This is a genomic window from Pseudofulvibacter geojedonensis (assembly GCF_042675745.1).
Taxonomy (GTDB): Bacteria; Bacteroidota; Bacteroidia; order Flavobacteriales; family Flavobacteriaceae; genus Pseudofulvibacter; species Pseudofulvibacter geojedonensis.
The window spans coordinates 221,230-244,286 of record NZ_JBHTJM010000008.1 but is presented as its reverse complement, the minus strand read 5'-3'; the positions used below and the strand labels follow the sequence as shown (position 1 = coordinate 244,286).

Below are 23,057 nucleotides of genomic sequence, written 5' to 3'. Positions count from 1 at the left end.
CATTCTATTGTTTTATTTAATAACCTCATTATACAATTAATATGCAAACATTAGATTGGGTTATTTTATTAAGCACTATTGCTTTTATTGTAGGCTATGGCTCTTGGAAAACACGCGGAAGAAAAACTGTAAAAGAATTTATTAAAGGTGGAGATAGTAAATGGTGGACTATTGGTCTGTCTGTAATGGCAACTCAGGCGAGTGCTATTACTTTTTTGTCTACTCCAGGGCAAGCTTTTCATAGCGGGATGGGCTTTGTTCAATTTTACTTTGGTTTACCTATAGCCATGGTCATTATATGTATGGTATTTATTCCTATTTACCATAAACTAAATGTTTACACCGCTTACGAATATTTAGAACAACGTTTCGATTTAAAAACACGAACCTTAGCTGCAGTTCTGTTTTTAGTGCAAAGAGGCTTAGCTGCAGGTATTACCATTTTTGCCCCTGCTATAGTCCTTTCTACTATATTAGGTTGGGATTTAAAACTCCTTAATTTAATTATTGGAACCCTAGTAATTATCTATACCGTTTCTGGAGGAACTACAGCCGTAAGTGTTACTCAGAAACAACAAATGTTTGTAATCATGACAGGTATGTTTATTGCCTTTTTCATGATATTAGATTACTTACCAGAAGGAGTTGGTTTTTCTGAAGCCATAGATATAGCTGCTATAAATGATAAAATGAAAGTATTAGATTTTTCTTTTAATTTAGAAAACAGATATACTTTTTGGAGTGGGATTATTGGAGGAAGTTTCTTAGCATTATCATATTTTGGAACCGATCAGAGTCAGGTTCAGCGATATTTATCTGGTAAATCCATAAAAGAAAGTCAATTAGGACTGTTATTTAACGGGCTATTAAAAGTGCCTATGCAATTCTTTATTTTATTAGTTGGTGTAATGGTATTTGTATTCTACCAATTTAGTACCTCACCTATTCATTTTAATCCAGAAGTAAAAGAACAAATTAGTGCGACTCAATATGCTAATGAGTATCAGATATTAGAACAAAAGCATCAAGCCAATCAGCAACAAATTTTAGCATTAAATACCAGTGACATTAATAAAAGAAAAGAATTAAACGATTTAGATAAGGCTTATAGACTGGAAGCTAAAGAACTAATTAAAAAAGCAAACATAACTGCTGAGGCTAACGATAAAGATTATGTCTTTTTACACTTTATTCTAACCAAATTACCTGTTGGATTAATAGGTTTATTATTAGCTGTTATTTTAAGTGCTGCAATGTCTAGTACTGCTAGTGAATTAAATGCTTTAGCTACCACTACTACTATAGATTTATACAAAAGAAACCAAAAAAACAAAAAGACCGATACTCATTATGTAAAAGCTACCAAGTGGTTTACGTTTGCTTGGGGAGTTATTGCTATTCTATTTGCTTGCTTTGGTACGCTGGTTGAAAACTTAATACAGCTGGTAAATATTATAGGTTCTATATTCTATGGTAATATTCTAGGTATCTTCTTGCTAGCCTTTTTCTTTAAGTTTGTAAAATCTAAAGCTGTTTTTATTGCTGCTATTATTACTCAAGTAATCGTTATTGGGTTATACCTATTAGATGACAATGGAACTATTTCTTTGCCTTACTTATGGTTAAACTTAATTGGTTGTGTAATAGTAATTTTTATTGCTATAATTATACAGAGTTTCTATAAAGAAAATATATCTACAGGCTCTATATCTGATATAGGTTCTTAAAAACAAAAAAAGCCTCCTAAATTTAGGAGGCTTTTCTTTTAAAGAATATTCAAGGATTATAAAGTCTTTAATAAGTCTTCGTTTTTCTTAATATAAGCATCGTACTTAGCTTCTTTAGCTAATGCTAATGAGCGCTCTGCTGCTTTTTTAGCTGCTTTCTTATCTCCAGCTTTTTTGTAAATTAATGCCTGAGTATGTATATACCAGAATCTTGGTTTATCTGATAATTCAACCGCTTTCTCTATCCACATTTTAGCTTTGTTAATGTCTTTTCCATTATCATAATAAAAAGTAGCCGAATCAAAGTAGTCGTTGGCAGAAGGACCAGCCATTACCTTTTCTATATTAGCAACAGCTTTTTTATCTGTTGGTACCGTAAATGGTACTTCTACCATTACATTTTCCCATACAAACTCTAAAGAAGCTCCATTTGTTTTAATATTAGTTATTAAAATCATGAAAGTTTCTACATTAAACGGTAACTTCTCTACTTTAGCAGTAGTTGTTAAAGCCACTTTAGCATCATCCCATTTTCTAGGTGCTCCCCAGTTGTTAGTGTCTGTGTAAAAATAAATATCCCATGAACCTGCATTCGGCTTTGTAAACAAAGCATACTCTCCTGCCTTTAATTCTTTTCCTCCTATCATTACATCATCAGAAAATGATATGGTTGTGTTTTTGTTGGCTCCAGTTCTCCAAACTTTACCGTAAGGAACTAAATCTCCAAAAATTGTTCTTCCTTTTACTCCAGGTCTAGAATAATTTACTGTAACATCTGTTAAACCTACTTTTTGCTCCATTTTAGAAGCTGGACTTGGTTGTGGTGTTTCTACCTGAGCAGAAGAAAATTGTACTGTTGCAAAAGCTAATGCAACTAAAAGTATTTTTTTCATTGTTATAAATATTAATTGGTTACTAAATTAAGACGTAATTTCTACAATTACTTACAGCTATATATTAGCTATTTCTTTTATTTCGTTCATTATTTTTTGAGCCAACTCATCTGCTAAATCCTGTGACTTAGCTTCTGTATAAATTCTAATAATTGGTTCGGTATTAGATTTACGTAAATGTACCCAATTTTCTGCAAAATCGATCTTTACTCCATCTACGGTAGTAATATCTTCACTTGCATACTTTTCTTCCATAGCTTTTAAAATACCATCTACATCTAACTGTGGAGTTAATTGTATCTTATTTTTACTCATAAAGTAACTAGGATACGAATCTCTTAACTCTCTGGTTGACACCTTTTGTTCTGCTAAATGTGTTAAAAATAAAGCCACCCCAACTAAAGAATCTCTACCATAATGACTTGCCGGATAAATAATTCCCCCATTTCCTTCTCCTCCAATTATAGCCTCGTTCTTCTTCATTAACTCTACTACATTCACCTCTCCTACTGCAGAAGCTTCATATGTACCTCCATGCTTTTCGGTTACATCTCGTAAAGCACGAGATGAAGACATGTTTGAAACTGTATTCCCTCCTTTTTTACTCAACACATAATCTGCACAAGCTACTAAGGTGTATTCTTCTCCAAACATTTCACCATCGTTACACATAAAAGCTAATCTATCTACATCTGGATCTACTACAATTCCTAAATCGGCATTTTCTTTAACCACTAATTCAGATAAATCAGTTAAATGTTCTTTTAAGGGTTCTGGATTATGAGGAAAATGTCCGGTAGGCTCACAATATAATTTAACTACATGTACTCCCATTCTTTCTAATAACATTGGTATAGCAATTCCTCCTGTAGAATTAACCCCATCTACTACAACTTTAAAACCTGCTGCTTTTACTTTGTCTGCATCAACTAGTTCTAAATCTAACACCTCATCTACATGAATATCAATATAAGCATCATTTATTGTACGCTTTCCTAAATCGTCAACTTCGGCAAAATTAAAGGAATCGCTCTCAGCTATTTCTAATATTTTAGCTCCTTCGGCACCATTTAAAAATTCTCCTTTACTATTTAATAATTTTAAAGCATTCCATTGTTTTGGATTGTGAGAGGCTGTCAAAATTATACCTCCATCTGCATGCTCTAACGGTACAGCAACTTCTACTGTTGGTGTGGTAGATAGACCTAAATCAATTACATGAATACCTAAGCCTATTAAGGTATTCATAACCAATTCTTGAATCATATTACCCGATAAACGTGCGTCACGCCCTACCACTACTCTATATGTATCTTTGTTTCTATCATTCTTTAACCAAGTACCATAAGCTGCAGCAAACTTAACTGCATCAATAGGTGTTAAATTTTCACCTACTTTCCCTCCTATAGTACCTCTTATTCCTGATATTGATTTTATTAATGTCATTCTTTTTTGATTTATTACAAATATAAGGGAATCACTTGCTATAAAATGATTGATATATCAAATTTATATTAACAATTATGTTGTACTTTTAACTCGTGAATTTTCTAGCTCATATATATTTATCTAATGAAGAAAATGCAATAAAAATAGGTAATTTTATTGCTGACGGTATTCGTGGAAAGCAATATCTAAATTACCCTAAAGACATACAGAAAGGAATTTTGTTACACCGGCAAATTGATACTTTTACCGACAAACATGAAATTGTAAAACAGAGTAAACGTAGACTCTATAAAGCTTATGGACATTATGCAAGTGTTATTGTAGATATACTTTATGATCATTTTTTAGCTAAAAACTGGATGAATTATTCTGATATTCCTTTACATATTTACGTAAATGATTTTTACAATTTATTAGAAGATAATTTTGAATTACTACCTATTTCTGTTAAAAAAATGATGCCGTATATGATGCAAGATAACTGGTTGCTTTCTTACGCAAGTATAGATGGTATTACCAAAGTTTTGGAGGGGATGAATAGAAGGACCAATAATCACTCTAGAATGAATCTAGCTGTTACAGAATTAAAAGAATTTTACAATGAATTTGAAAACGAGTTTACCTTGTTTTTTGAAGACCTGATAATTTTTACAAAAAAATACTTATCTGATAACTAAAAAGGGCTACACATAATATATTGTAGCCCTTTTTAATAATTATATCTATAATTATTAAACTATTTTCTTTAGCAACAATTCATTATTATTAAAATTAGAATCTGCCATCCTACTACTTCCTCTATCCCATCCTAATTTGTAATAAAATAACTTTACTGCATTTTCTTTGCTTATAGATTTACGATTTTTATCTTCAATTAAGTCTAAATCAATTATTAAATCTAGCGAAGATGGTTTGTTATAATTATCTTCTATTAATTCTTCTTTTAATACCTGCATTATGTCATCAACTGCTTTATCATAACCTTTTAATAAATACAATTCTTTGACATCATTTCTTTTCTTTAAAATTTCTTTAATTACTTGTGTTTTAATCTTTTCCATAGGTTTTTTTTTATTAAAACACTACTACAGTCTTATTGGGATGTACTTAACTTTTTTGGCATTTTTTTTTCATAAATTTTTACGTGGTTTTTAATTGATTAACATTAGAACAATTTATTTATAATCATTAATTTATGAAATAAATTATACAAAACGGTAAGTTTTATCTTAAATTCGATGAATTACAATATTTTTTAACAAATTTAATTAGTTTACATTTTCCAGAAAACTAAGATTTACACTTTCTAATTTCAATCAATTACTAAGCTATTAATGAACCTGAGTTGGCTAGTTTACTATATTTTTATCTATAAATATTTCTCTAAAAAGATTTTTTAGACAGGTGGATTTGTATTATTGTCTCTCATTCCTCATCTCTTTCTTCTTTTTAACCTTATTGTGTTTTTTTAATTGATTTGACAATCTCTTAGGAGCTATAGGAAATCGTAAATCTTGGTATGATGTTAATGAATTATCACTATTAATTTCATCTTTTCTATTAGCTATTACATGCCAACTAAAATTGACATTACTTTTACCTTTCTTCAATTCTTTTACTTGAAATCCTTTATCGGTTTTATCTGTTACATAAACTCCATTACATTCACCTTCAAGTTGAATAAGTACCCTAAGTGGATTGGTTTTAGATACATGAATATTTTTAGTTAATATTGGATCTAACTGTATATAAGCTTGACCATTTTTTAAAGTTCCTATGCCGCTATCTGTAAATAATACTTCTGGAGCCTCTGGCGCGAACATAGTTACATCCTCTTTTTCTCCTCTAACAATTGTACTTACAACTCCATTACCTATAACTTTATGATTTACCCAAATAGGTGCTATTATAGTTCCTGTGTTTTCTCTTGATCCTACATATGTATAGGCTCCAGATGTTGTACCTCCTGAATAAAAATACCCTCCATAATACATTTCATTTCCAATAAGACCTACTCCATCTGGATTATATCCTGCCAATTGAGCCCTAGGTTCGTTATAAGTTAAGTCATTATTATCAAACTCTGATACAAAGTGACCTGTATATCGCTCTCCCGTTGTGTTTTCTGAATAAGCATAAATTGCTAGTTCAGGAGCATTTGTTGTTAAACCTATTGAATTTACACTAGCGTCTTGATAAGAAGTTGTACCTCCTGCAATGGCTCTAATTCCTACGGTTTCTGTTGCTGCATTAGCTATTCCTAATATACCTGTAGAGGAGCCACCAGTGCTATTGTTTCCGCCATAAACCCCAGCAGTTAGAAACCCTGTCACATCTTCATCTGCCGAAGTTACTCCTCTAACTCCTTCATCACTAACAGAACTTCCATATATTCCATTATTAGTGGTTGACACTCCCCAAACTCCAAAATAATCTGGAGACGATCCGTACACTCCTATTCCGCCAGTTCCTGTAACATACGAACTTATTCCATCAATATCTGCAACAGAAGTTCTTACCTCTACAAAATTATCCCCAGATACTGAAGTAGTACCTATAGCTACTTCTCCTCCAGATTGTAAACGCATTACTTCATTGTTATTTGTTTTAAAAACCATGTCTACATTATCTGTGGTTCCTAAAAAATTAACTGCACTATTGGTTCCTGCGTTACCCAACCTAGCCCAATCAGCCGTTTGACTGTTCAAGAGTCGGGTCCAAATACCTGTAGTTGAATTCCAATAGTAAAATCCTGCAGTTACATCGCTAATATTGTTGGTATTATAAATTAATAACGAATTAGCCGGTGATGTTATAGTTGTAGTATCTGTAGAACCTGTTAAGGGTATTCTAGGTATTAAAATTCCTTTATTATTTCCAGATGACATAGCATCTATATCTAAAAGAGAGCTAGCCTCTGGAGTTGTTGTGCCAATACCTACCTGAGCATACGTTACAAACGTAAAAGATAAAAAGGTGAATACTATGCTTCTAAATACTTTTTTCATGATTTGTAGCTTTTATCGGTTAAATATTCTATTCTCCTGTTGGCCCACCTACATCTACATTACCATCTCCTTGACCACTTCCAGCATCTCCAGAACCTGATCCAGTTCCTGCATCTCCATCAGATCCTGTTCCACCTGAGTCAGTTCCACCTGAATCAGTTCCTCCTGAATCTGTTCCTCCTGAATCTGTTCCTCCTGAATCTGTTCCTCCTGAATCTGTTCCTCCTGAATCTGTTCCTCCTGAATCCGTTCCTCCTGAATCAGTTCCTCCTGAATCCGTTCCTCCTGAGTCTGTTCCTCCTGAATCAGTTCCGCCTGAGTCTGTTCCTCCTGAATCAGTTCCGCCTGAGTCTGTTCCTCCTGAGTCTGTTCCTCCTGAATCTGTTCCTCCTGAGTCTGTTCCTCCTGAGTCTGTTCCTCCTGAGTCTGTTCCTCCTGAGTCTGTTCCTCCTGAATCCGTTCCACCTGAGTCTGTTCCTCCTGAGTCAGTTCCACCTGAATCTGTTCCGCCTGAGTCTGTTCCTCCTGAGTCTGTTCCTCCTGAATCCGTTCCACCTGAGTCTGTTCCTCCTGAATCCGTTCCTCCTGAATCTGTTCCACCTGAATCTGTTGGAGGTCTAACTGGCACGCAGTCAGTCCCATCAAAAGATACATATGTTGCCCAATTATTGTTATTAAATTGTGTTCCTGCTGCCCAAGCCGTCTCTGTAACACACCCCTTCTTTACTACCGCATGAGCTGCAACACAAAATTCGTCTACACTTGTATTAAATATTATTACTATTTTATTAGTACCTGATGGGTAGGTGTTTTTTATAGGGAAATTTCCAATTTTTGGATTATTGGCATTGTTTACTGGAATTGAGTTACAATCTCCAATATAAAAATGACTCTCTATAGCTTTCCAATTATCTCTTAAACGAAAAACGATTTTATATTTTCCTTCTTCAAGCTTAATGATCTTAAAAGTACCTACTCTTATGTTTTGACCGGCCCAAATTTTTCTTTTTAAACAAAACCTCTTAACTGTTGAATCATTACACCTAGAGGCGTGAGAACTAGATGAATCTAGTTCATTTACTGTTTGATAATCAATTGATTCTATTTCAAAAAATTCTCCCGAATTGTATTTTTCTTCCTGTTTATCGTTTAACTTTATCTCTTCATGATCTTCACATGAAAGCAACAGAAGTGCTAAACAAAAAAATAATCTAATTGTGGTTTTCATAGTTTTTTTATTTTTAAACTAAGAAATAAACCTAATAGTTCGTGTGGGTTTTTTCTTAAAATCGACAACAGGTACTTTAAAAATCGATTAAATGAATATTTAGAAGTTCAATTGAATTTTAAGTATTTACAAAATAAATAAATCAGTAAATTTTATCATCATAGATAAGTTTGTTTACGAAATGACATGGAAACTGTATATTTGATCAACTGATTTTAAAATTTAAACCATGAAGAATATAGATGTTGTTGTTGTTACAGAAGATAGGTATCTCAACCCTACCGAAATAAACGACTATAATAAAAATGTTTTATTAGAAGACCGTTTGGTAATAGAAGCTTTAGAAAAGCAAGGCTTAAAAGCAGACAGAAAAAGTTGGTCTGATACAAGTTTTAATTGGTCTAGTACTAAATATATTTTATTTCGATCGACATGGGATTATTTTGATAGATACAGTGAGTTTGAAAACTGGTTAGGCAAAGTAACATCAGAAACTATATTATTAAACTCTGCTAATACAATACAATGGAACATAGACAAGCATTATTTATTAGACCTTCAAGAAAAAGGAATACCAGTTTGTGAAACGCATTTTATAGAAAAAGGAACGATAACCTCATTACTAGAATTGCATCAAAAATTAGGTTGGAAAAAAACAGTTTTAAAACCTTGTATTTCTGGAGCAGCTAGACACACTTATAAACTTGATTTAAACAACTTAGATAAACACGAAAACATTTTTCAAAAGCTCATTGCAAATGAAGCTATGATGCTACAACCTTTTCAGGAAAATATTGTTACCAAAGGTGAATACTCTTTTATGGTAATGAATGGTAAATACACTCATGCTGTATTAAAGATAGCAAAACCCGGTGATTTTAGAGTTCAAGATGATTTTGGAGGTAGTGTTCATATTCACGAAGCAACTCCAGAAGAAAAAACTTTTGCTGAAAAAGCTGTATTAGCATGTCCAGAATTACCTATGTACGCTCGCGTAGATGTTATTATTGACAATAATAATAACTTAGCTATTTCTGAAGTAGAATTAATTGAGCCTGAATTGTGGTTCAGAAATCATCATGAAGCCGCAACTGTTTTAGCTAAAGGAATAAAAAAGTTAATAGCTTAGTTTAAGATTGGGATTATTGGTACCTATCAGTTCAAACTACTTAGAGGTAAATAATAGCAATAACAAAACACCTTTATTATATACTCTAGAAAGCCAACAGTTCAAAATAACTATATTTTGTAGCTTATTCCTATACCAGAGTAAAAGTTTGCATAAGTTCTGTAAGCTAAAGATGAAGTTATTATATTATTAGTCTCTCTATTATTAATAGAAGCTTCTATTAATAGAGATATTTTTTTTGACAATTTATAACTCCCATTTACATTTGCTTTAAAATACTTATATACAAGCGGACTTTTATTATTGTCGTTGTCTCTAGCTTTTATAGTAGTAAAAGATCTATATATACCTGTCCCTCTAAGTGACCATGAGTATTTTCTTGCTTTATAAGATAGTAGTAAAGATGGACTCCATTCTTTATAACCAAATTTATTTTTTGTTTTATCTAATCTTAAATTATAATCTAGGTTAAAACTCAAAGCTGTTTTCTTAGTAAGGTATGCTTTATAAAAAGCTCCTAGAGTTGCATATTGCCAAACTAACTCAGACTCTTTCCCTTTCTTTAAAATTGAATAATTTCTATTACTAAATCTAGCATTAAAACCGTAAGAATGGGTTAAAGAGCGGATTTTAAAACGTTTTTTGCTACTAATTTCTGCACCATACCTTATGTAATAAATACTTTTCTTTTCAGTATTCTCAAAGTCTCTTTTACCAAAATGAAATGCAAGAAAGTTTTTATTACGCTTAAATAATTTAAAGTGAAATATACTATTACCAGTAACATCTAGATAGCCTAAAGGAACTTGAGCCTCATTTTCATCTAAATTAAACCCTTTTCGCTCTTTGTAAGCAAAAGATACATTATTCTCCCATTTAATATTTTTAAAAATGTCAAATGAATATAATACTTTACCAGGTATAATAAAATGGTTTAGTTTCTCTTGTGTATAGAAGAATCGTGACCTAGGAGTTAAACTAAACTTAAAATCTGAATACCTCCATTCTTTTTTATAACTAATCTTTGCTCTTAAATCTGAATAAAAACTATTTTGATAAAGTCTATCTTCTCTCAGAGTAGTATGTTCTTCTATATAATAATTTGATTCGACTATGTTTTCAAGTAGCTCATCATCAAACAACTCATCATCTATAAAATCATCATCCACCAAAGTATTTTCTACTTTTAAAAACAGATCTGGGTTTTTATTAATATTTTTCTCATAACCAGAAAAATATATAATACTAGTTTTTATTTGAGCTATACTAATGCTACTAAAGAGCATTATAAATGCAACCAGACAGTTTTTCATAAGAAATTGGTTGAAATATTTATGGGTAAAAATGAGAAAATGGAGATCTACCTATTAGTAATCAGATAAAATCAAAATACTTACTATTAGGTTTTAGAAAAGAGCTTATTTACTTAAACTAGCATCTGTTAATAAAACAGGTTCTGTATTCTCTTTTTGAAAATTAGATACTATATCTGTAACATTATTTATATCGTTAGATATAGAATACGTAATAGGCTTTTCAAAGTTTTTTTCTACTGTAAGATTTGAAAAAAATGCACAACTAATTATAGTTGCTAAAACAATTACATACGGGAATGGAGATCTTTGGAATTTCATACTATTTTTTTAAGGGGTTATACTAATGAAACAGGTGCAACTTTTAAAACCCTACCAGTTTGCATTTGTTTTTTGTAAAATTTCTTTTAGGCCTATTTTATTCGCCATTTGTATTCCTAAACCTGGTCTTACATTAATTTCTAAAATTAATGGTCCATGGTTTTTATCTAAGACAATATCTGCTCCTAAATAATTTAACGGGAAGTATTTAGCTGTTTTTTTTGCTATAGTTAAGACTTCTTCCCATAGAGGTATTGGCTTATTTAATATTTGATTTCCGTTATCTGGATGATTATCAAAATAAGATTTACCATCATAACCTTGAGTTAAAACGCCTCTTTCCATATCGATACCAATTCCTATACCTCCTTGGTGTAAATTAGCCTTACCGTCAGATTTATCTGTGGGAACTCTTAGCATAGCCAAAAGAGGTTTTTCTTTTAATAAGATAACTCTAAAATCTGGAACTCCTTGGGGGTAAATTTCTTGAAAAAAACTATGGGGTTCTATACATTCCTCTATAATTACCCTATCGTTAGAGCCTAAAGAAAAAATTCCCATAATAATATTAGCCATATGAAAATAAATATCGTCGTTAGACACCACTTTACCACTGCTAATCCAATTACCATTAGTGTCTTTTCTTAAAATCTTAATTCCACCACCACCGCTTCCGTTAGCTGGTTTAATAGCTACTTTATCATACTTTTGAACACTTTCCCAACCGGTTTGTATTCCACCAATACGTTCTATAATAGCATAGGTTTTAGTGCAGGCTATTTGATGCTTTTCTAGAATAGATTTAGTTAAAATTTTATCGTCTGCATACTTATAATTCTTTCTATCATTATTTGGATAAATTAATGATGCATTACGTTCATTAATACCCAAAGCACTAAAATTATTAGTTAGGCTTCTCTTAAATATATTTGATAAGTTCATATTACTTACGAGTTATAATTAGTAATTAATCTAGAATATATTTAAATCTTCTATATTCTGTTAAACGTAGTCCTATCCATTTTCCTAGCATTAAATTAACTGCTAGAATAATTAATATAATTTCTGGAAAGATTAGTAATACAGTTTTTATTATAACCGATGAAAAAACTAAATAACAAAATGAGGTTACAACTAAAGTTTGGAGCATTGTTTTTAAAGCATTTTTATGTCCTTCTTCTATTATAGCTCTACTAAATCGCTCTGCCATAATAGATACAATAATGATTGGAAAAAAAGTTAAAGCTACCAACCACTCTACTTCATATGCTATACCTATATTAATTAAACTTAATATTATAAAAATAACGCTCGTTAAAATAACAACTACTTTTGGCGTATAAAGTAAGCCCCATTTATTTAAAGGTATAGACATTAGAGTTACAATAAATATCATTAATAAAAACAACAACATTCCTGTAAAGTAGCCAGTATTTGTTAGTGTAAAAGCTATTAAAACAGATAAAAATACTCCATAAGTTTTTAATCCTATAACGTTTTTAAACAGTGCTACAATTAACCCTCCTACTGGTAACAATAAAAAGAAATACAATACATTATCAGACATTACACCTTCTTTAGAAAGCCTCCAAAAAGAGATTGGGTGATTCATTATAGCTTCGTTACCGGTAACATTTACGTATGGTATATGATTTATTTCTTTTATATCATATTTATAATCAAACAAAACATTTGGTGTATGTGTTACCAAAAACTTATCACCTCTATATAGCTCTATATAATTTGCAGGTAAATAAGCAAAGTAACCATTTAACACATCGAAAGGAACCCACTTATCCTTTATAAAAATTTCTGTCCATAAATGAGAAGTCCTCTTTTTAATACTTTCTAATATTACTCCCCCAACTAACCTTGCTGGTATTCCTTTGTTTCTACAAATAGTAACCAATAATCTTGACTTACCGTTACAAGATGCCTGGTTTTGCTCTAAAGCTGTTACAGCATCTGTTAAATCTCTAATTGGTGCAGATGGTATGTTGTTTACAAAATCGTAGTAACTTTTTAATAACGATTTAAGATCTGTTTTTCCTTTACTTAAAGAATCTACTAGCTTAGTTATTTTTGGATTGTTAACCTGCATATATTTTTCTGGAGCTAAATACTTACTATCTGTATAATAAATATTCTCTACAGGTAAATCATCGGCTATATTATATTTAATTGCTTTTCCTTTAAAAAGAAAAGAATAAGAAATTGTGTTAAATGCTTTCTTCTTTTTCTTTTTTCTCCATATTCCTCTGTCATTACCATTTTCATCTTTTTTAATCTCGAAAGACATTCCTTTAGACTTATTGACGATTTTCTCTATTTTTTGACGATCATTATCTATAGGTAAAAAAGATTTTACAAAAATTTTCTTCCCCTTCTTACTCTTTATATAAAAATCATATGTAACAGAATATACTTTTTGAGGAAGGAAATCATCATAAGATTTAATTACAGGTTTGAACTTAAAACTCATGGAAATTAATGCTACTACTATTAGCAATACTAGTGTAACAGAATACGAATTAAGCTTTCTCATAATGATCGATTTTAATGGTTTATCTATTAAATTGTTAAGGTAAAAGGGGTTGTTTTGAGTTGTAATTTCTCGTCTATTAAATTACTAAGAAGATACTCTGCTTAGATATTTATAGAACAAAAAAGAAGATTTTAACCCTACTAGTTAACTCCAAAAAAGCTTTATGGATGTATATAAATAGATAAAATGAGGTAGATTATTTTTCATTTAAACAATTAAAAATCAAATAAATGAAATCTAACAATAGAAGTATAAAGTTATTTTTTAACGAAAGAATAAAAACAACTTGAGCTTAAAAACATTTCTTTTCAAGAAACTTTATAAGTATTAGGTTTAGAAGAATTAATGAAAAAGCGTAGGTAATATCTTCAAATGGAATCGTTAAAATCCTAACCCCTAAATTCTCATTATTATTATACCAAACTACTTGCTTATCGATTCCTGTGCCTGTTAATACTCCATTAACTAAGAAAAATGGAATTAACATTATCAAAAAAGTTTTATAATACTGAAAAAGAAGTGACTTATTTTTAAAATAAACAATCATCAATATTACAATTGCTAAACCATAATTCACTAATGGATACCATTTATTATAATTAAATACTAATAACAACGCAAACATTAAAAATAATGCCAGTGTAATAATGTTTCCTAAGCCTTTAGAATATGTCCATTTAGGATACAACTCTAACAGTGAGTAATGCATAAAAACACAAGCATAAGGAATGCATATAAAAAACAACCACTCTTCTATAGGTAATTCGAATATTTTCTCTCCTAAATAATAATCTGGATTGAAGCCCCATACTCCCATTTTGGTAAACCAAATATCCCAAGGAATAAAAATAATATTTGTTATAAATAGAGATATTATAAGCAATTTCCACTTCTTATAAAATTTAAGCCTAGGATGAAAACTAGCTATAAATGGTACAAGAACAGATCCTAAATTTAATAATAAATAAAGGTATTTCATTACTTTGCCTCTTTATAGTATTTGTAAGGAAAAAACAACATTCCAAAGCATTCTCCATCCTCTTTACCTAGGTGCTTATGATGTATTTTATGAGCCTTTCTCGCTGCTCTAAAGTATCTATTATTAGTTTTATCAAACCATTTAAATCTTCTGTGAATCAAAACATCATGAACTAAAAAATAAGCAATTCCGTAAAATAGAATACCCAATGCAATGAAAAACAAATAATTAAGTTCAGGTCTAATACCAAAATAAAATAACAATATACTTGGTATGGCAAATACAACAAAAAATGCATCGTTCTTTTCAAAAACATGATTGTAACCTGGCTGATGATGATCTTCATGTAAATACCAACCTAACCCGTGCATAATATATTTATGAGTACACCAAGTAATGCCCTCCATAATTGCAAAAGTTGAAAAAGTAATTATGCCATATAATATATAGATCATAATGATGTATTCTTTAAAATATATTTATCTAAATAATCTGTACTATCTTCTATTAGTAATAATTTATTAATAAAATCTTTGTCTTTTTTAATACTAGAATTGTAGTTTAAAAATGATGGTGTATTTTCCTGAATTAATAATCTAACATATCTCAAATGAATATTATTTGGGTTATCAAGTATTAATTCCTCCAATTTAAGTTTTCCATCATTAAATATCTTTAATTTATCCCAAGGAAAAAACTTATATTTTGCTTGCTTCATTTCTATAGAAACAACATAAGCTATTATACTAACATCAGTATTATTATGATATTTTTCTATAAATTCTAGCTCCTTTTTTTTAGAGTTTAGTTCATGAAATTCTTTTACATAGATTGGTTCATTATTGTAAAAACTCATCAAAAAACTAATAATTAAAAACATTTTTTTAGAGTAAATTTAACTGATATTTTACATAGCTTCTAGTTAAAAGTTCAATTTTTTTATAATCTGCTACTCTTATTCTAGTATTCTTAATTTCTAGAGCTGGGGTTTTAGCTATTTTTTTTAACAATTGTCTGTAATATCTATAAGCGACAAAAACACCGAATTTAGCCTCTTTAGGTAGCTTTACAATACCTTGGTAACCTTTTTTAAAGTCTTGTTCTATTTCATAAATAAGCTCTTGTTTACTTAACTCATCTAACTGATCTAAATTAGTATTAGGGAAATACGTTCTTCCTAAATTTTCGTAATCTTCTTTTAAATCCCTCAAAAAATTAACTTTTTGAAAAGCCGAACCTAATCGCATTGCTGAATATTTAAGTGCTTCAAACTTTTCTTGATCTCCTTTTACAAAAACTTGCAAACACATCAACCCAACCACATCTGCAGAACCATAAATATAATCTTCGTACTCTTCTTTGGTATGATAAGTATTTTTTTGCAAATCGGACCTCATACTTTTCATAAAAGCTTGAACATATTCTAAGGATAAACTATACTTGTGATAAGTGGTTTGAAAAGCATTTAAAACTGGGTTTAAACTAATTTTGTTTTCAATAGCTTCATAAAGCTGTCTTTCAAAATCAATGAACAAGTTTTCTTGTTCATAATTTAAAAAAGAATCTACAATCTCATCTGCTAAGCGAACGAAACCATAAATATTATAAATATCTTGTTGTATACTTTTCCCTAACATTTTGGTGGCTAGAGAAAAGGACGTACTATATTCTTTTGTAACTAATTTACTGGTTTCGAATGAAACATCATCAAAAATAGATTTCATAATATGGTTAGTTTAGTTCATATTTTTTTATTAGTTCAGCTGATAACTTTCCAGAAATAAGCGAAGGTGGCACCCCCGGTCCAGGAACAGTTAACTGCCCTGTAAAATACATCCCTTCTACTTTTTTACTTTTCAATTTTGGACGTAAAAAAGCTGTTTGTAAAAGTGTATTCGCTAATCCATAAGCATTTCCTTTATATGAATTATAATCGTTTACAAAATCGTTTACACCAAAGCTTTCTACAAATAAAATATCCTTTTGTATCTTTTGCTTAGTAAGTACTTCTAGTCTATTAATTATCTTTTCAAAATAAACTTTTCTAATATTATCTGAATCATTAATTCCTGGGGCTAAAGGAATCAAAAAAATCGCTGCTTCCTTTCCTTCAGGAGCTACTGAATTATCTGTTTTACTTGGAAAACTAGCATAAAACAATGGTTTTTGTGGCCATTCGGGTACATCATAAATACTACTTGCATGCTCATCAAAATCTGTATCAAAAAACAAAGTATGATGATCTACATTTTTAATAGGTTTATTTAAGCCAACATAAAATAACAACGATGAAGGAGCAAAAGTTTTTTTATTCCAGTATGAATCATTGTATTGACGCTTAGATTCTGGAAGCAACTTTTCTGTATGAGCATAATCTGCTCCAGACAAAACAATATCAGATTTTATTAAATAGTCATTAACCCAAATACCTACTGTTTTATTTTTAACTACAGCTATTTTTTGAACATCAGAATTAACTTTAAACTCTACACCTAAAGATTTAGCAAGACTTAACATTCCATTTACAACTTCGTACATCCCTCCCTTTGGATGCCATGTACCCAAACCAAAATCTGCATAATTCATAAAGTTATAAAAAGATGGTGTATTAGACGGCTTAGCTCCTAAAAATAACACCGGAAACTCCAGAATACTTTGCAAGCGTTTGTTCTTAAATACTTTTCTAACATCTTTAGAAACAGTACTTAAAAACTGATTTAATTTACCAACAGTTTTGGGAGTAACTAATTCAAAAATTGATTCCCCAGGTTTATAAACTAAATCTTTAATCGCTATTTCATAATTATTTTGAGCTTGATTGATAAACTTTTTTAACTTCTTACCACTCCCTTTTTCTATTTCATCAAAAGTAGTAGCTATCTCTTCTAGGTTATCTACTATAGTGATATAATCTTGTACATCAAAATAAACAGAATAAGCAGGATTGAGTTTATTTAACAAATAATAATCAGAAGGTTTTTTGTTAAAATCAGAAAAAAACTTTTCGAAAACATCTGGCATCCAATACCAAGTTGGTCCCATATCAAAAGTAAAACCATCTTTTTTTAACTGACGAGCTCTACCACCAATGCTATCATTTTTTTCATATACAGTTACATCAAAACCATACTTAGCCAAATAACACGATGCAGCTATTGATGAAAACCCCGAACCTATAATTGACACTTTTTTCATATCATTCTTCTAAAAATTCCATTATATCATCTATTGAACTAAAGAACTTAATTCTTTTTGGCATACTTATACTTGTATCTAAGTTTGTTATTTGCTTTCCTAAAACATAGAAGTTGGCATTTTTATCTTCTAATATTTTTGTTTCAAATTCTGTCAAGTATTCAGGAATTTTATCCAGTGGAGGTTCAACCGTAAAATAGCTAATAAAGTTTACTTCTTGATTGTCGTTAACAAAAGATTTTAACGAATCTATAGGTACTGATGGGCCTAACATTATTGATTTATAACCAAGTTTTAAGACCTCATAATGTAAATATGTTAAACCTAAATCATGAATTTCATCATAAGGCAAGAACAAAACAAATAATTTATCATGTTTCTCTATTTTTTTGAGTTGCAACCTATGTGTTTCAATTAAAATTTTTTGCTTAATAATGTTACTTATAAAATGTTCATGAGTAGGATTAATTGAGCCTGTTTGCCATAACAAACCTATATCACCTAAAAAAGGAATAAAATAATTTTTAAAAATATCTGAAAAGGGAATTACTTTTTCTACTCTTAGGTATGCCTCTTCAAAATAAAGAACATCAAAATTTAGCATTGCAATTTTCAACTCATTTATAAACTGTGTTTTATTTACCTTATTATTTACAACCTCTCTTAAATGTTCTTCAAAAACTGCTTCATCATACTTAGCTATTTTAGATATTTTATGCCCTTCTGAATTAAGCAAAGCTATGTTTAATAACTTTTTTAAACTTTTTAATGAATAATATCTAATATTAGTATCGGTTCTTTCTGGATGCAATAGTTCATAACGCTTCTCCCATATTCTAATAGTATGTGCCTTTATACCTGAAAAATTTTCAAGGTCTTTAATACTAAATACAGATCTTATATGACTCAAAACTTTTATTTTTTATAAATATAAAGAAATGCGCATTGATAACACAATGCACATTTCTAACTAACTAAATAAATTAATTCAATTGGGGTAGAATTACTTTATCAATTACGTGAATCACTCCATTTGCAGATTGTACATCTGCAACTATAACATTACCAGATCTATTATTCTGATCTGTAAACGTTACACCTGAAGTAGTGTTTATTGTAAATGTATCTCCTAAAGTTGTAACAGTCATTCCATTAGTTAAAGTATTAGATAATATATTTGCTCCACCTACAACATGTGTATTTAAAGTTGCTTCTAAGGTAGCAGTTGCAATATCATTAAGAGAAGAAACCTCTAACTCTACTAACAGGTCTGCAAAGGCATTATTAGTTGGTGCAAATACAGTGAACGGTGCTGGACTCGTTCCATTACCGGTACTTAAGGTTGATACATAAGTAAAACTAGATTCTCTAGTTAAAGCAGCTACTAGAGTAGAAAATGTCGAATCTGCCGTAGCAAAGGTAACTACTGTAGGTAAACCTATAACTTTGTTTACTGCATGTATTACTCCGTTATCTACAGAAATATCTGCTTGTACAACTTGAGCATCTCCATTAATCTGAACTCCAGAAGAAGTGTTTATATACATATCTATTTTGTTAGATGTAGTACTCTCTTCTGCTAAAGTCTTTACATAACCAGTGGATAGACTAGAAGACATATTAACACCAGAAACAACGTGATTTAAAAGGACCTGTTCTAGTACGGCATCGGGTACATCATTCAGGGTAAGAAAACCATTTGCAGATAAAAAGACACTAAATGCATCATTATCTGGAGCAAAAACCGTAAAAGAATCAGATCCTGCTAAAACACTCGTTAAACCCGCTTTGTCTAGAGCAGCTTTTAAAGAACTGTAATTAGAATTATTACTAACAAAGTCAGCAATAGTATTCGATACAGGTGTAGATGATGAGTCATCATCGTTTGAACATGACACTGTTAATAGTCCTACTACCAGCAGTAATAAATAATTTTTAATTAATTTTTTCATAGCAATATTTTTTTTAGCAATGTAAAGATAATACATTTTGTTTAACTTTTACAAAAAAAAGTTAAACAAAATTACTGAATTGCTAATTTATAAGTACTTATAGCCCTTTCTCTAGCCATTTTATGTTCAACAATTGGCTTAGGGTATGTTAACTCATTATAATCTTTTACCCACTTTTGAGTATATATAAGTTGTTTGTCAAATTTTTTCAGCTGCATACTTGGATTAAAAACTCTAAAGTAAGGAGCTGCATCGCATCCTGTACCAGCAGCCCATTGCCAATTACCATTATTAGATGCTAATTCAAAATCAAATAATTTACTAGCAAAATAGGCTTCACCCCATTTCCAATCTATCAATAAATGCTTGCACAAAAAGCTAGCAGTAACCATTCTAACTCTATTGTGCATGTATCCTGTTTCATTTAACTCTCTCATACCTGCATCTACCAAAGGATAACCTGTTTCTCCTTTACACCACTTAATAAACTCTTGCTCATTATTCCTCCATGGTATTGCATCATATTTGGACCTGAAGTTATTGGTTATAACTTTGGGAAAATGATATAAAACTTGGATAAAAAATTCTCTCCATATTAGTTCACTTAAAAAAGTAGCATTTTTGGTTAAGGCAAGACCAACTACTTTTCTGATACTAACCATACCAAATCTTAGATAAGGTGATAAATATGATGTAGAATCTATACTAGGAAAATCTCTAGTAGTTTCATATTCCTCTAATTGACTAAAATTATATGGTTTTATTTTAATAGGACTTTCTTCTAAACCTAAACTATTTCTAGTTGGAAACTCAAAAGCTATACGGGTAAACTTTGTGAAATTTGGTTTATAATCAAATAGGTTAGTTTCAGGATTAAATGTTGCTAACCATTTATTTTTAAAAGGTGTATAGACCGTGTAAGGAGATCCGTCGTTCTTTAAAACTTGATTCGGATTAAATATTACATGATCTAAATGTTTGTTGAATTTTATATGAGATTGTAATAACAGTTTTTCAATTTCACCATCTCTCTTTATAGCATACGGTTCAAAATCTATATTTGTGTAAACTTCATCAATAGAAAAGTTTTTTAATAGCATTTTCCAAAGCTCTAATGGATTACCTTTTAGTATTTTTAACGAACTATTGTATTTTTTAAGTATCGAATCTAATTTAGATAGCTGGTCGTATATCAATGATACCCTATGATCGTCTTTGGGTAAACTATCTAATATATTAGTATCGAAAATAAAAATAGGTAAAACCGAATTAGAAGACTTGAGCGCATAATGCAGTCCTACATTATCCTCAAATCTTAAATCTCTCCTAAACCAAAATATTGAAACTTTATTACTCATTAAATAACTTTTCTAATGTTTTATATCTATGATTAAATATTGTAGCTAATTGTTTTTTAATAAATATTATTTGAGCCAAATGACCTAGAGGACCAAAAGGAATTTTATATGAAATTTTATCTTTCATAAGTGTTTTTCCATCGCTTGTAGATTCAAACCAATGTTCATGATGCCACATTGAGTAAGGCCCAAATCGCTGTTCATCAATAAAAAACTGCTTGTCTTTTACTTGTGTTATCTCTGTAACCCAAGATGATTTAATACCCGGTAAAAGTCCAATTTTATAGGTAATAATTTGACCCGCATAAGCCTTTTTATCTACATCTGAAGTTATATTAAAACCCATATGACTCGGAGTTATTTTCTGCAAATTAGCAGGTGAACTGAAAAAATCCCAAGCTTTTTCTAGAGAAACATTTAATATTTGGTCTGTAGTTAGTGTATATATACCTGAATGTTTTAAGAACTTTATCTTCTTTCTATTTTCTTCCATACTTTATCTGAATTTAATCTAAAAGATCCTACATAATTAAAGTTACATTCATTAGGCTGCAATATCGATAAGAAGACTGTACCATCACTTTTTTTATATACATGATAAACGTTACCTACGATTGGTTCAAAACTATATTTAGCCTCATAAATCATTGCATTGTATTGATAAACTTCCATTAAAGTATCATAAGACTTTTTAATATCTTCAAAACCTGAAATAAAATATTTGTTGGCAGTGTAAATATTATTGGATTTCCATGAAACTACGTCGGGTAATTCTATTTTAGGGCCAGAGATGTCTGTAATATAATCTTTTAAAAAAGCATCATATTGTTGCTTTTCTTCATTAAATACGATTTGATCTTGCTTCTTTGATTTATTCATCTCAATTAAACTGCAATAAGTTAGTTTAAGTATTTAATAATTTTTTCGCTATTAGGTTTTGTTTCTGAATAAAATACATCTAATAATTTACCCTCTTCATCTAAAAGGTATTTTTGAAAATTCCATTTCACTGACGATGATTTAACACCATTTTTTTCTTTAGATGTTAACCACTTGTACAGCTCGTGTTGATTTTCTCCCTTTACATTAATTTTTTCTGTCATTAGAAACTCAACGCCAAAATTTGCTTGACAAAATGTTTTAATTTCTGATAATGTACCTGGTTCTTGAGCCCCAAATTGATTACAAGGCACACCAATAACTACAAGTTTATCTTTGTAATCATTATGCAGCTTTTGAAGGCCACTGTATTGTTTGGTAAAACCACACTGAGAAGCCACATTTACAAATAAGATTTTTTTACCTCTAAACATATTTAGATCTATAGTTTCTCCAGAAATTTCAGTAATTTTTATATTATAAAATGATTTGTTTGTTTGCGCGTTTCCTAAAAAACTTAATAAGGTTATCAGTAATATAATTCTGGTTTTCATTTAATTGATATTTTATCTATAATTAATTTAAAATCTTCACTTTTTTTGTTTCCTATCAATATGCCAATCTCTTTGATGGTATTTGAAGAAAAATTGTTTTTATTAAGTCTATACCCCCTGTAAGAAGGGTAAAACTTTTCCAACGGAATTTCAATTTCTTCCATTTCTGTGGTTGTTAAAAACTTATAAACATACCAGTAACGCTGACCAGAATTGGCTTTTATTCTAAACTGATACATTTTTCCATCTCCTTTAACCCTCAAAACTATTTTTTTTACCTTATTGGTTAATTTTATATCAACAGGAAGTCTTGTCATAGCAAAACCTCCATTATTAGCTGTAGAAACCTCTCCTGTAAAAACACCAACTCCTTCGCTCTTATGTAACATTTCAGATTTAGAAATTCCTCCCATCACATCATCACTCGTCTGGTACCATTTATTGGTTTCTTTTAGTGAAGTGAAATCACAAATAACAATCTCTGAGTTAAAAGTTAAGAACAAACACATTAACAATAATGCTTTCAT

24 protein-coding genes are annotated in these 23,057 nt (G+C 30.2%); 3 read left to right on the top strand and 21 right to left on the bottom strand.

Annotated elements, in window-relative coordinates:
- The first annotated feature begins 41 nt into the window (after positions 1-41).
- Positions 42-1,727, top strand: a complete 1,686-nt coding sequence (locus ACFQ1O_RS08360; RefSeq protein WP_377715304.1) for a sodium:solute symporter — start codon at positions 42-44, stop codon at positions 1,725-1,727.
- A 56-nt stretch (positions 1,728-1,783) separates the two neighbouring features.
- On the opposite strand, the gene ACFQ1O_RS08355 is transcribed toward ACFQ1O_RS08360, so the two are convergent.
- Both ACFQ1O_RS08355 and glmM read right to left on the bottom strand, forming a co-directional pair.
- Positions 1,784-2,620: a DUF2911 domain-containing protein gene (locus ACFQ1O_RS08355; protein WP_377715302.1), complete on the bottom strand. Its 837-nt coding sequence runs from the start codon at positions 2,618-2,620 to the stop codon at positions 1,784-1,786.
- A gap of 57 nt (positions 2,621-2,677) precedes the next feature.
- Complete coding sequence (glmM, locus tag ACFQ1O_RS08350) at positions 2,678-4,066, bottom strand: phosphoglucosamine mutase (protein ID WP_377715300.1); 1,389 nt, start codon at positions 4,064-4,066, stop codon at positions 2,678-2,680.
- A 95-nt stretch (positions 4,067-4,161) separates the two neighbouring features.
- On the opposite strand from glmM, the gene ACFQ1O_RS08345 reads away from it, so the two are divergent.
- Positions 4,162-4,746, top strand: a complete 585-nt coding sequence (locus tag ACFQ1O_RS08345; protein ID WP_377715298.1) for an acyl carrier protein phosphodiesterase — start codon at positions 4,162-4,164, stop codon at positions 4,744-4,746.
- Between the two features lie 54 nt (positions 4,747-4,800).
- Here the strand turns inward: ACFQ1O_RS08345 and ACFQ1O_RS08340 are convergent, their stop codons facing one another.
- From ACFQ1O_RS08340 to ACFQ1O_RS08330, 3 genes are all read right to left on the bottom strand, one after another.
- Positions 4,801-5,130, bottom strand: coding sequence for a hypothetical protein (locus tag ACFQ1O_RS08340; RefSeq protein WP_377715296.1), 330 nt, complete (start codon positions 5,128-5,130; stop codon positions 4,801-4,803).
- A 354-nt stretch (positions 5,131-5,484) separates the two neighbouring features.
- Entirely contained in the window at positions 5,485-7,077 is a 1,593-nt protein-coding gene (locus ACFQ1O_RS08335; RefSeq protein ID WP_377715294.1) for a hypothetical protein, read from the bottom strand.
- Positions 7,078-7,105: 28 nt separating this feature from the next.
- Positions 7,106-8,305 (bottom strand): hypothetical protein, encoded by a 1,200-nt coding sequence (locus ACFQ1O_RS08330; protein WP_377715292.1) that lies wholly within the window; start codon positions 8,303-8,305, stop codon positions 7,106-7,108.
- Between the two features lie 229 nt (positions 8,306-8,534).
- On the opposite strand from ACFQ1O_RS08330, the gene ACFQ1O_RS08325 reads away from it, so the two are divergent.
- Positions 8,535-9,434, top strand: coding sequence for an ATP-grasp domain-containing protein (locus ACFQ1O_RS08325; RefSeq protein WP_377715290.1), 900 nt, complete (start codon positions 8,535-8,537; stop codon positions 9,432-9,434).
- Positions 9,435-9,544: 110 nt separating this feature from the next.
- Here the strand turns inward: ACFQ1O_RS08325 and ACFQ1O_RS08320 are convergent, their stop codons facing one another.
- From ACFQ1O_RS08320 to ACFQ1O_RS08245, 16 genes are all read right to left on the bottom strand, one after another.
- Complete coding sequence (locus ACFQ1O_RS08320) at positions 9,545-10,747, bottom strand: hypothetical protein (RefSeq protein WP_377715288.1); 1,203 nt, start codon at positions 10,745-10,747, stop codon at positions 9,545-9,547.
- Between the two features lie 105 nt (positions 10,748-10,852).
- Positions 10,853-11,068, bottom strand: coding sequence for a hypothetical protein (locus ACFQ1O_RS08315; protein WP_377715286.1), 216 nt, complete (start codon positions 11,066-11,068; stop codon positions 10,853-10,855).
- 51 nt (positions 11,069-11,119) lie between these two features.
- Positions 11,120-12,010 (bottom strand): sugar-transfer associated ATP-grasp domain-containing protein, encoded by an 891-nt coding sequence (locus ACFQ1O_RS08310; protein ID WP_377715284.1) that lies wholly within the window; start codon positions 12,008-12,010, stop codon positions 11,120-11,122.
- Positions 12,011-12,035: 25 nt separating this feature from the next.
- Positions 12,036-13,613, bottom strand: coding sequence for a 7TM domain-containing protein (locus tag ACFQ1O_RS08305; protein WP_377715282.1), 1,578 nt, complete (start codon positions 13,611-13,613; stop codon positions 12,036-12,038).
- 292 nt (positions 13,614-13,905) lie between these two features.
- Positions 13,906-14,592: a lycopene cyclase domain-containing protein gene (locus ACFQ1O_RS08300; RefSeq protein WP_377715280.1), complete on the bottom strand. Its 687-nt coding sequence runs from the start codon at positions 14,590-14,592 to the stop codon at positions 13,906-13,908.
- Positions 14,592-15,047 (bottom strand): beta-carotene hydroxylase, encoded by a 456-nt coding sequence (locus ACFQ1O_RS08295; RefSeq protein ID WP_377715278.1) that lies wholly within the window; start codon positions 15,045-15,047, stop codon positions 14,592-14,594. The genes ACFQ1O_RS08300 and ACFQ1O_RS08295 overlap by 1 nt, the downstream gene beginning before the upstream one ends.
- Positions 15,044-15,472 (bottom strand): hypothetical protein, encoded by a 429-nt coding sequence (locus ACFQ1O_RS08290; protein WP_377715276.1) that lies wholly within the window; start codon positions 15,470-15,472, stop codon positions 15,044-15,046. Before ACFQ1O_RS08290 ends, ACFQ1O_RS08295 begins: the two co-directional genes overlap by 4 nt.
- Before the next feature lie 4 nt (positions 15,473-15,476).
- Complete coding sequence (locus tag ACFQ1O_RS08285) at positions 15,477-16,316, bottom strand: phytoene/squalene synthase family protein (RefSeq protein WP_377715274.1); 840 nt, start codon at positions 16,314-16,316, stop codon at positions 15,477-15,479.
- Between the two features lie 7 nt (positions 16,317-16,323).
- Positions 16,324-17,787: a phytoene desaturase family protein gene (locus tag ACFQ1O_RS08280; protein ID WP_377715272.1), complete on the bottom strand. Its 1,464-nt coding sequence runs from the start codon at positions 17,785-17,787 to the stop codon at positions 16,324-16,326.
- A 1-nt stretch (position 17,788) separates the two neighbouring features.
- Positions 17,789-18,697: a MerR family transcriptional regulator gene (locus tag ACFQ1O_RS08275; RefSeq protein WP_377715270.1), complete on the bottom strand. Its 909-nt coding sequence runs from the start codon at positions 18,695-18,697 to the stop codon at positions 17,789-17,791.
- A gap of 73 nt (positions 18,698-18,770) precedes the next feature.
- Positions 18,771-19,739, bottom strand: coding sequence for a fasciclin domain-containing protein (locus ACFQ1O_RS08270; protein ID WP_377715268.1), 969 nt, complete (start codon positions 19,737-19,739; stop codon positions 18,771-18,773).
- 71 nt (positions 19,740-19,810) lie between these two features.
- Positions 19,811-21,097 (bottom strand): cryptochrome/photolyase family protein, encoded by a 1,287-nt coding sequence (locus ACFQ1O_RS08265; protein ID WP_377715266.1) that lies wholly within the window; start codon positions 21,095-21,097, stop codon positions 19,811-19,813.
- Entirely contained in the window at positions 21,090-21,590 is a 501-nt protein-coding gene (locus tag ACFQ1O_RS08260) for an SRPBCC family protein (protein WP_377715264.1), read from the bottom strand. The genes ACFQ1O_RS08265 and ACFQ1O_RS08260 overlap by 8 nt, the downstream gene beginning before the upstream one ends.
- Complete coding sequence (locus ACFQ1O_RS08255) at positions 21,566-21,976, bottom strand: DUF2452 domain-containing protein (protein ID WP_377715262.1); 411 nt, start codon at positions 21,974-21,976, stop codon at positions 21,566-21,568. Before ACFQ1O_RS08255 ends, ACFQ1O_RS08260 begins: the two co-directional genes overlap by 25 nt.
- 20 nt (positions 21,977-21,996) lie before the next feature.
- The gene (locus tag ACFQ1O_RS08250) at positions 21,997-22,530 is read right to left on the bottom strand and encodes a glutathione peroxidase (RefSeq protein ID WP_377715260.1); all 534 of its coding nucleotides are present in this window, start codon (positions 22,528-22,530) and stop codon (positions 21,997-21,999) included.
- Positions 22,527-23,057: a CIA30 family protein gene (locus ACFQ1O_RS08245; RefSeq protein WP_377715258.1), complete on the bottom strand. Its 531-nt coding sequence runs from the start codon at positions 23,055-23,057 to the stop codon at positions 22,527-22,529. The genes ACFQ1O_RS08250 and ACFQ1O_RS08245 overlap by 4 nt, the downstream gene beginning before the upstream one ends.